The organism is Arthrobacter sp. 01T419 (assembly GCF_056398865.1).
The window spans coordinates 72,112-81,694 of sequence record NZ_JBFTQF010000016.1 but is presented as its reverse complement, the minus strand read 5'-3'; the positions used below and the strand labels follow the sequence as shown (position 1 = coordinate 81,694).

At 63.8% G+C, this 9,583-nt stretch carries 9 protein-coding genes; 4 read left to right on the top strand and 5 right to left on the bottom strand.

Annotated features, from left to right (window positions below; all coding sequences use genetic code 11):
* The 3 genes from allB to bcp all read left to right on the top strand — a co-directional run.
* On the top strand, positions 1–1,226 hold a 1,226-nt coding region (gene allB / locus AC1DLO_RS19330; RefSeq protein WP_476891331.1), incomplete at its 5' end, for an allantoinase AllB.
* A gap of 10 nt (positions 1,227–1,236) precedes the next feature.
* The gene (locus tag AC1DLO_RS19325; protein WP_476891330.1) at positions 1,237–1,950 is read left to right on the top strand and encodes a winged helix-turn-helix domain-containing protein; all 714 of its coding nucleotides are present in this window, start codon (positions 1,237–1,239) and stop codon (positions 1,948–1,950) included.
* A gap of 67 nt (positions 1,951–2,017) precedes the next feature.
* The gene (gene bcp / locus AC1DLO_RS19320) at positions 2,018–2,485 is read left to right on the top strand and encodes a thioredoxin-dependent thiol peroxidase (RefSeq protein WP_476891329.1); all 468 of its coding nucleotides are present in this window, start codon (positions 2,018–2,020) and stop codon (positions 2,483–2,485) included.
* A gap of 170 nt (positions 2,486–2,655) precedes the next feature.
* On the opposite strand, the gene AC1DLO_RS19315 is transcribed toward bcp, so the two are convergent.
* From AC1DLO_RS19315 to AC1DLO_RS19295, 5 genes are all read right to left on the bottom strand, one after another.
* Positions 2,656–4,275, bottom strand: coding sequence for a zinc-binding metallopeptidase family protein (locus tag AC1DLO_RS19315; RefSeq protein ID WP_476891328.1), 1,620 nt, complete (start codon positions 4,273–4,275; stop codon positions 2,656–2,658).
* A gap of 199 nt (positions 4,276–4,474) precedes the next feature.
* The gene (locus tag AC1DLO_RS19310; protein WP_476914570.1) at positions 4,475–6,073 is read right to left on the bottom strand and encodes a thiamine pyrophosphate-binding protein; all 1,599 of its coding nucleotides are present in this window, start codon (positions 6,071–6,073) and stop codon (positions 4,475–4,477) included.
* A gap of 25 nt (positions 6,074–6,098) precedes the next feature.
* Positions 6,099–6,857, bottom strand: coding sequence for an amino acid ABC transporter ATP-binding protein (locus tag AC1DLO_RS19305; protein ID WP_476891326.1), 759 nt, complete (start codon positions 6,855–6,857; stop codon positions 6,099–6,101).
* Positions 6,858–6,862: 5 nt separating this feature from the next.
* Positions 6,863–7,759 (bottom strand): amino acid ABC transporter permease, encoded by an 897-nt coding sequence (locus AC1DLO_RS19300; protein WP_476891325.1) that lies wholly within the window; start codon positions 7,757–7,759, stop codon positions 6,863–6,865.
* A complete protein-coding gene (locus tag AC1DLO_RS19295; RefSeq protein ID WP_476914569.1) occupies positions 7,756–8,715 on the bottom strand; it encodes an ABC transporter substrate-binding protein in 960 nt (319 codons plus the stop codon). The genes AC1DLO_RS19300 and AC1DLO_RS19295 overlap by 4 nt, the downstream gene beginning before the upstream one ends.
* A 171-nt stretch (positions 8,716–8,886) precedes the next feature.
* On the opposite strand from AC1DLO_RS19295, the gene AC1DLO_RS19290 reads away from it, so the two are divergent.
* Positions 8,887–9,567 carry a TetR/AcrR family transcriptional regulator gene (locus AC1DLO_RS19290; RefSeq protein WP_476891324.1) on the top strand — a complete coding sequence of 227 codons (681 nt, stop codon included), beginning with the start codon at positions 8,887–8,889 and terminating at the stop codon, positions 9,565–9,567.
* Positions 9,568–9,583 lie beyond the last annotated feature (16 nt).

Genomic DNA, 9,583 nt, shown 5'->3' with positions numbered 1-9,583 from the left:
GCAACGGGCTCTCCGGCACCGAAATCATCGAGCTCGCCGAGGACGAAACCCTCATCCCCGGCCTCGTGGACACCCACGTGCACGTCAACGAGCCCGGCCGCACCGAATGGGAAGGCTTCGCCTCCGCCACCCGCGCCGCAGCAGCCGGCGGCGTCACCACCATCATCGACATGCCGCTGAACTCCATCCCGCCCACCACCAACGTGGAAGGCCTCAAGCTCAAGCGCGAAGTCGCCGAGGACCAGGCGTTCGTGGACGTCGGATTCTGGGGCGGCGCCATCCCGGGCAACAAGAAGGACCTCCGCCCGCTGCACGACGAGGGCGTCTTCGGCTTCAAGTGCTTCCTGCTCCACTCCGGCGTCGACGAGTTCCCACACCTGGACGCGGACGAGATGGAAGAGGACATGGCCGAGCTCAAGTCCTTCGACTCCCTCATGATCGTCCACGCCGAGGACTCCCACGCGATCGACCACGCACCGCACCCCGGCGGCGCCCACTACTCCACCTTCCTTGCCTCCCGTCCTCGCGGCGCCGAGAACAAAGCCATCGCCGAGGTGATCGAACGCGCCCGCTGGACCGGCGCCCGCGCGCACATCCTGCACCTCTCGTCGTCGGACGCGCTGCCCATGATCGCTTCGGCGAAGCGCGATGGCGTGCACCTCACCGTGGAGACCTGCCCGCACTACCTGACGCTCATGGCCGAGGAAATCCCCGACGGCGCCACCGCGTACAAGTGCTGCCCGCCCATCCGCGAGGCCTCCAACCGCGAACTGCTCTGGCAGGGCCTGCAGGACGGCACCATCGACTGCATCGTCTCGGACCACTCCCCCTCGACGCTTGACCTCAAAGACCTGGAAAACGGCGACTTCGCCGTGGCCTGGGGCGGCGTCTCCTCGTTGCAGCTGGGGCTCTCGTTGATCTGGACCGAGGCACGGCACCGCGGGATCTCCTTGGAGCAAGTGGTTTCCTGGATGTCCGAGAAGCCCGCAGCCTTGGCCCGCCTGCACAACAAAGGCCAGCTGGCGCTCGGCTACGACGCCGATTTCTCCATCTTCGCCCCCGACGACGCGTTCGTCGTCGACGTCAAGAAACTCAAGCACAAAAACCCCATCACCCCGTACGACGGCAAGGCCCTCTCCGGCGTCGTACGCAAAACATACCTGCGCGGCAACGAGATCGACAGCCGCACACCCAGCGGCAAACTGATCCGCCGCGGCGGCGTGTAAGGCCACAGCCATGGCCGTCAACGTCCATGCCCCGTATGGGCAACTGCCCGCACGGCTCAACGCCTCGCGGCACCAGCCTGCTTCTCTGCTTCGGCCCGGTTTGCACCCGCGCGGCCTGGCCGTGTGGGTACAGCCCGGCGAAGGCCGCTCGATCGATCCCGAGGTTTGGGCCCGGGCCGCTGAAGCGGTCCTGGCCCGGGCCCGCAAACTTGCTCCGGGGGCGGAAGTCCTCCTTTGGCCTGCCGCCGGAGCTGCAACATCCGGCGCTTCGGCGTCCGGTCCTTCGGCGCACGGCGCCGAGTCTTCTGGTTCGGCCGCGTCCGACGGCGGCACTCCGCCGGAGGCGTCCGACGCCGGAAACCGCCCCGCCGCTCCGTCACCTGTCTCCCTGGCTGGCCGGCGCAGCAGTGTGGCAGTGGACCTGGCCGCGGACACCGTTCTCCTGGACGGTGTCCCGGTCAGTTTCACGGCGATGGAACACAGCCTTCTGCGTTACCTCGTGGAAAACCTGTCCCGACCCATCCCACGTGAAGAATTGCAACGTTTTTTGGAGTCACTTGACTGTCCCGGCGCGGCATTTCGGTCGATCGACGTGTATGTTGGACGCGTCCGGCGCAAGCTGGGCTCGGCCCGCCATGTCATCGCCACAGTGCGTGGAGGCGGCTACCAGTTCGTGCCCGGACCAGGCTCCACAGTCCGCGGACCCGCGGAATACTGCATCTAGGCAGCCCGTTACACCTATAGATTGATCGCCGGCCACGGCGGTTGCCCGACAAGTCAAGGATCGCAACATGACCCAGAAACTCCTCGCCGGAACCCAGGCCCCCGATTTCGCACTGCTTAACTCCGAAGGTCAGAAGGTCTCCCTGTCGGACTACCGTGGACGCAACGTCATCGTGTACTTCTACCCGGAAGCCGCCACCCCTGGCTGCACCACCGAGGCCTGCGACTTCCGCGACAGCCTCTCCAGCCTGCAGTCCTCCGGCTACGAAGTCCTGGGCATCTCCCCCGACGCCCCGGAAAAGATCGCAAGCTTCGCCGGCGACTACTCCCTGACCTTCCCGCTCCTCTCCGACGAGGACCACGCAGTGGCCCTGGCCTACGGCGCCTGGGGCGAGAAGCTCGTGAACGGCGAAGTGGTAGACGGTCTGGTCCGATCCACCGTAGTGCTCGACGGCGAAGGCAGGGTCAAGCTGACCCAATACCAGGTCAAGGCCCAGGGCCACGTAGCAGCCCTGAAAGCCGAACTCGGGCTGTAACGCTCGCTCACATATAAAGCCGTTCGGCGTGACGCTCGCTCGGATATAAGGCCAAATAGCGGAACCCTCCTGCAGTTCATGATCTGCAGGAGGGTTCTCTATTTCCGGCCACAAGTGAGCGAGCGTTTGGGATTTGACCCCCATACGTGAGCGAGCGTCCGGGTTAGGGGTTAGTTGCCGCCGGCGGTGTTCCAGGCCTCCTCGGACACGGGGATCCACCACTCCCGGGCTTTGCCTTCCCCGATGTATTCGGGCCAGCGGAAATCCGTCGGCGCGCTGAAATCGACAGGAAGCAGCGGTGCCACCGCACCGCGGCGGCGCTTCTCGGCGTCGAACTCTGCTTTGGCCTCCGCCAGCACCTCCGGCGAGGTGAGCAGATCCAGCACCATGCCGGCGATCATTTTGCCCGTCGCCGTGATGGTGGGGTCGATCGTCTCCGGTATTCCACCCATGGCGGTCATCGCCCAGCCCGGGTACGGGGTGCCCTTCTCGTTCGGCGCCAGCGTGGGCCGTGCCGTGTAAAAGCGAATGGTGGGCGCGTACCAGGTCATCTCCACATAGTCATCGCTGGTCCAGTTCTGCTGGGTTGCCGGGATGTGGCGGCGCAGCTCTGCTTCGGCGTCCTGCGGGGTGATGAGCTCGGCCGTTGCCGGATGGAACGGATTCTCCATGGGCTCCACCCCGCAGGATGCCTGAATCTCACGTCCGATCTCCCTGGCCCGCTCATCCAATACCGGAGCGCCCACGGCAGCGATGTTCTCCCACGCCACTTGGGCCACAGTGTGGTTGGCGATGCCCGGACGGTTGCGGGCTACCCAGCGGGAACTAACGCTGCAGTGCGATGCAGCCGCGGCGAGTTCCGCGTTGCGATCCAGCACCGCCAGCACGGAGTCGGCCTCGGCGAGGCTCGGGCAGCGCCAGGAGTACTGGATCTGGGCCAGCCCCGCCGGCTGGTTGTCCGCCGTCGCCTGCCCGGCAGTGAGGATCGCTTCCGACAGCGACCAACCGCCCGCCTGCGGCAGCATGGAGTCCTGGGTGGTTTTGGTCAGCGAGAACATCGTGAACAGGGCGGCGTCCGCTCCCGGTGCCCGGGCGGCGGAGTGCGACGACGGGATGGGACTATCGCCGTAAGTGTTGTTCCAGCCCTCGGGGTTGTCGCATGTGAAGGTGTAGATCTTGCTGTAGTACGAACCGCAATGAGTGTCCCAACGCGCGGTGTTGCACAGGGGCATCATGTAGAACGGGTGATACGAGACGATGGCATCCAGGTTGTCATAGTAGCCGCGCAGGCCGTGGACCACTTTGGATCCCTGGACCTTTTCGGCCGGTTCGCCCGTGTAAACCAAGGTGCCTGGGATGTTGTGCCGTTCCATGGTGTCTTTCGCCGCGAGGAAGCCTGCGAGCGTCGAGATGCCAAGGGCCGAATGCGGATCGGTGTGGCCAGGAGCGAATCGCGACATCCCGGCACGGGGTTCCCGCTTGGTGGACGCCGCCTGGCAATTGCCCGGGATGGCATCGTATTCGGCATAGCCAAGTATCCTCGCGCCGGGACCGGCGGGACTTGTCCACTCGGCGGCGAACGCGGTGGGCATGCCCCCACTTCCCTCCTCAACCGTGAAGCCATACTCGCGAAGCGTTCTCACATACCAGGCGCACGACTCGTACTCGCGCCATGCCGGTTCGGCCAGTTCCCAGATATTCGTGTGCCAGGCGGAAAGTTGCTCCTTCTGCTGCTCCACCCACCCCCATGCCGCGGCCTTCAACTCGGCGCTATTGATCGTCCCGCTCATCGTGTTCCTTCCTAAAGTCGTACCGGTCCAAAACTGTGCCCAGACACACCGCCCTCCCCCGGCGACCCTCGCTCACCAAAAGGGGCTTTCCGTCGGACGCTCCATCGCTTGCTTAAAGAAAGTGAGCGAGCGTCCGCCCACGGGCCGTCAAAGGTGAGCGAGCGTCCATGGGGTGACGGGATGCCGAGGTGACGGGAGGTTACTGGATGCTCACGTGGATGAGGCTCGGCCCCTTGACGGCGAGCGCCTTGGTGACCACTCCGGCGAGCTCGTCGAGGGACTCAACGTTGAACGCGGTCAGTCCGAAGCCCTCGGCGAGGAGTACCCAGTTTGGCTGGGTCAGGTTCACGCCGACAGGGGCCAGGTCCCGGTCCTCCATGTTTTGCCGGATTTCGCCATAGCCACCGTTGTTGATGCAAATGATGGGCAGGTCCACGCCCTGTTCCACGGCGGTAATGAATTCCTGGACAGCAAACATGAGCGCACCGTCGCCGATCAGGCCCACCACTGGACGATCGGGATCGGCCACCTTGGCGCCAATCGCAGCAGGCAGCCCATAGCCCAAGGTGGCGTACGCGGGGGTGTACAGGAGCTGGCGCGGCTGCTGCACGGGGAAGAAGGACGTGGTCCCGAAGTACGTGATCTGCGAGGAATCGCCCGCGATGACCGTGTCCGCCGGCAGAACGGCCGCAATGATCTCGTTGATTTGTGCCAGCACGGGCGCCATGGAACGGGCTTCCRCCTGCAGCTCGGCACGGAGCGCAGACAGCTCTGGCACCCCAACAGGAGAATGTCCGGCGAGCGCCGCGAGCAGTTGGGGCACGACGGCGGACGCGTTGCCGAGGAGCTCGACATCCGGCGCAACGTTGCACTGCAGCTGGGCTGGATCGATGTCGATGCGGATGCAACTCCCCTGCGGCACGATCTTGCCGCCCCACAGCTCTGACTCGCCCACCTTGGAGCCGATCACCAGCAGCGCGTCCGAGGAATTGCACAGATCCTGTGCCGCGGCGAGCCGGATTTCCGAGCCAAGGGACAAAGGATGGGCTTCCGGAATGGCACCCTTGCCATTGATGGTGGTCACCACGGGGGCTTGCAGGAGCTCCGCGAGTTCGAGCAGCGCGCCGCCCGTTCCGAGCGATCCGCCCCCGGCCAGGATTACCGGATTCGATGCCCGACGCAGGATGTCCGCGGCGGTCGCGACGGCGTCGTCGGCTGCTGTTTTCGGCGCGCCCAAGGGGCGGGCCTCGAGGGCGGAAGGGTCGACGTCGGAGGCAGACTCCAAAAGATCCAACGGGATCTCGATGTGGACCGGACGCGGCCGCCCGTGCTCGAAGAAGGCGAAGGCTTCGTGAATCAACTCGACAGCTTCGCTGCCACTGGACACGCGCGTGCTTCGCCCGATCAGGGCGCGGACCGCGCCGGTGGGGTCCTTGGTCTCATGCAGCAGCCCGATGTCCGAGAATTCGCTGCCGCGCGGCGCGCCCGGGGACAGGATGATCATGGGCCGGGACTCGCAATAGGAAGTAGCCGCGGCGGACATCGCGTTCAGCAGGCCGGGACCGGAGGTGGTGATCACGACGCCGGGAAGCCCCTTGAGCTGGCTCCATCCGTCGGAGCCGTACCCGGCTCCCTGCTCGTGGCGGGTGGTTACCGGGCGGATGCCGAGCGGCTCAAGGTGACGGTAGAACTCGAGGTTGTGAGTGCCCGGGATTCCGAAGATCGCGTCGATCCCGTAGTTCCGCAGCGTGGTCATGACGGCAAGGCCGACGTTGTTGGTGGGGATGGAACTGGTCAAGGTGGGAATCCTTTGAACGTGGGGCCTAGAGAACTTTGGAGAGGAACGCCTTCGTTCGCTCGTGCTGGGGGCGGGAGATGATCTCGTTGGGATCGCCGGCTTCGACAATGACGCCGCCGTCCATGAACGCCACGACGTCAGCCACTTCGCGGGCAAAGCCCATTTCGTGAGTCACCACGATCATGGTCATACCGTCGCGGGCTAGGGCTTTCATGACGTCGAGGACTTCGCCTACGAGTTCGGGATCGAGGGCGGAGGTGGGCTCGTCGAAGAGCATGAGATCGGGTTTCATGGACAGCGCCCGGGCAATGGCCACACGTTGCTGCTGGCCGCCGGAGAGCTGAGCCGGATAGTGTCCCGTGCGGTCGGCGAGGCCTACCTTGGCCAGGAGCTCACGAGCTTCGGCCTCGGCTTGGGCCTTGGGAACCTTGAGGAGTTTGAAGGGACCCATCATCACGTTTTCTAGGGCCGTCATGTGGCCGAAGAGGTTGAAGGACTGGAACACCATGCCGATCCGGGAGCGGCGCTTGTTGATGTCCTTCTGGTGTGCCTCGATGAGCCTGTCGCCATGGACCTCGTAGCCGATCATGCGGCCACCCACGAGAATGGTTCCGGAGCTGGTGGTTTCGAGGTGGTTGACGCATCGAAGTAGCGTGGATTTGCCGGATCCTGAAGGGCCGATCAAGCACGCCACTTGTCCCGATTCGACCGTGAAGTTGATGCCTTTGAGGACCTCCATGCCGGAGAAATCCTTGTGCACGTTGAGAAACTGGACTTCAGACATTGCCGCTAAGCCTTTCGTGCCTGGATGTTGTTGCCGCGGGAGTACCGCTTCTCAATGCGCGCCTGGACGAGCGAGAGGATGGTGGTGAGCAGGATGTACCAGAGGCTCGCCACGATCAGCAGGGGGATTTGCTGGAGGTTGCGCGCGTAGATCTGCTGGGCGTTGTAAAGCAAGTCTCCGACGCCGATCACGATCACCAACGAGGTGGTCTTGAGCATGGAAATGGTCTCGTTGCCCACCGGCGGAAGGATGATCTTCATGGCCTGCGGGATGACCACGTGGCGCAGGGTTTCCATCCGGCTGAAGCCCATCGCGTGGGAGGCCTCGGACTGTCCCGCGGGAACGCCCATGAGGCCTGCACGCACGATTTCGGCCATGTAGGCGCCTTCGTTCAAGCCCAGGCCTAGGATGCCTGCCACGAAGAGCGGCAAGACGTCGTTGGTGTTCCATTCCACCAGCATGGGACCGCCGGGGATGCCGATCCCGATGGTGGGGAACAGAACGGCGGCGAAGCCCCAGAAGAGCATCTGCACCATGAGCGGCGTGCCCCGGAAGAACCAGATGTAAGCACCGGCAACACCACGCAGGAGCGCGTTGTCCGACATCCTCATGACCGCGATCACCAGGCCGATCACGAGCCCCAAGACCATGGCAATGACTGTGAGTTCAATGGTGGTCAGGAGGCCGTTGAGGATGCGGATATCGAGCAAGTACTTGGCGACTGTGGGCCAGCTAAACCCGGGGTTGGTGACGATGACGTAGGCGCCCATCACAGCGAAGAGCCCCACCACCACCATGGCGATCAGTTGTCCGGGCCGCTTGCGCTTGAGCACGGGCCGCGACGCCAGATCCGCGAAGTCATGCCGCGCCTCGACGGCTATTGGCAGCTCGGACACGGTCATGACCCCACCGTCGGGTTGATCTCAGACTTGGTGACGATGCCGGACTTGAGGTTCCAGGCCTCCATGATCTTCGCGTAGGTGCCATCATCCATGAGGGACTGGATCCCCGCCTGGAATGCCTTGGACAGGCCGCCGTCGTCCTTGGGGCTCACCACGCCCGACAGGGATGGTTCCACGAGGATGGAGTCCACGGAAGTGAAGGCGTCCGGCTGCAGCTGGGCGTAGTAGCCGGTCAGTGCGTTGTCCGCCACGAGTGCTTGGGCACGGCCCGATGCCACAGCCTGGTTGACGTTGTCCTGCTGGGGCAGCAGGAGCGAAATCGGCTTGTCCTTGCCGGCGTCGGCGCACTTCTTGTCGAAGGACGGGAGGACGCTCAACGCCTGGGTGGTCCCGGTCTGGGCCGCTACGGTCTTGCCGCAGAGGTCCAGTTCCGAGTTGATGCCCAGAGGATTGCCTTTCTTGACCATGACGGACGTTCCTCCGCGCATGTAGCTGACCATGTTGACCTTGTCCTTGCGCTCGTCCGTGATGGAGAAAGCGGCCCAGGAAGCGTCGTAGCGGCGGGCCTCGATACCGGCCAGGATGCCGTTGAAATCGGCCTTTTCGATGTTGATGGTGACGCCCAACTTCTTCGCGACGGCCAGGGCCATGTCCGGTTCGAGACCGACGATCTTGCCTTGGTCATCGGTGAAGTCGATCGGGGCGTAGGTGGGGTCCGTCACGAGAGTCAGCGAGCCCTTGCTCTTGATCGCGGCCGGGAGCAATGCCTGGACCTTGGAATCGGGTTTCACGGCCTGCGCGAGTTCCTGGCCGCTCTGGCTGCTTTGACCGCTGGCCGATGCATTACCGGATGCGGTCGCGGCCGCACCTTCGGTGTTGGAGCAAGCCGTTGTCAACACCAAGAAACTGATGGCTGCCGCTGCCACGAGCGAGCTTTTCACGCCTTTGCGCATCATTTGTGGATCTCCGGTTCGAGTTGGGTTGAAATAACAATATGTTCAACTTATTGTGAGATGAGTAACAACGCGTGTCAAGGGACCATGGCAACATCGTGGAGAGATGACTAAGGGCAACCACAAGGCGCCCCACCTGGACCAGCGCGACCAGACAAACGAAGGAGCAACGGCATGAGCGAGACAAACCCGGGCCGCCGCACACGAAGCGTCACAGCGGAAGCCATGGCCGAACGCCGGCAGAGCATCCTGCACTATGCATCGCAGGTGATCTCTCGCCAAGGCGTGGAGGGTTGCTCCTTCGCCGAACTCTCCGAGGCCTCGGGCTTCAGCATCGGGATGATCCAGCACTACTTCCGGCACCGGGAGAGGTTGATCGGTGCCGCAGTGGAGTACCGTATCGACGAGTCCCTCGCCGAATGGCAGCGCATCTACGATCACGGCAGCAACGCGGTGGAACGCTTGCACGATCTCCTGACCTTTTCCATTCAGAGCGACACCCCATTCGAAGAAGCCTGGGGTTTCTGGCTGCAGATCTATGCCGCAGCCCACAAGAACTCCGAGATCCGGGACAGCGTGGCAGCAGTCTGGACTTCATGGCGCGGCCTGTTCGTCCGGGCGCTCGAGGAGGCCGTGGACGAGAAACTGATCCAGCCAGCCATCAATATTGACGAAGTTGCCACCCTTCTTTTGGCAACGATCGATGGACTCGCGATCCAGTCCCTGAACGGGGTCCACAGCTTCGCACCCGCCGAGATGATCGAAACGCTGCACCGCTTCGCGGCCCGGGAATTCGGCATCGACGCCGAAGAATTCATCCTCAAGAAGCGTTCCAAACTCGCGGACGCGCACTAAGACTCGCGCCAACTCG

Bases quoted from the DNA above. Each gene is read 5' to 3' on its own strand.
- AC1DLO_RS19325 (WP_476891330.1), top strand. From the start codon at position 1,237: ATGGCCGTCAACGTCCATGCCCCGTATGGGCAACTGCCCGCACGGCTC.
- bcp (WP_476891329.1), top strand. From the start codon at position 2,018: ATGACCCAGAAACTCCTCGCCGGAACCCAGGCCCCCGATTTCGCACTG.
- AC1DLO_RS19315 (WP_476891328.1), bottom strand. From the start codon at position 4,275: ATGAGCGGGACGATCAATAGCGCCGAGTTGAAGGCCGCGGCATGGGGG.
- AC1DLO_RS19305 (WP_476891326.1), bottom strand. From the start codon at position 6,857: ATGTCTGAAGTCCAGTTTCTCAACGTGCACAAGGATTTCTCCGGCATG.
- AC1DLO_RS19300 (WP_476891325.1), bottom strand. From the start codon at position 7,759: ATGACCGTGTCCGAGCTGCCAATAGCCGTCGAGGCGCGGCATGACTTC.
- AC1DLO_RS19295 (WP_476914569.1), bottom strand. From the start codon at position 8,715: ATGATGCGCAAAGGCGTGAAAAGCTCGCTCGTGGCAGCGGCAGCCATC.
- AC1DLO_RS19290 (WP_476891324.1), top strand. From the start codon at position 8,887: ATGAGCGAGACAAACCCGGGCCGCCGCACACGAAGCGTCACAGCGGAA.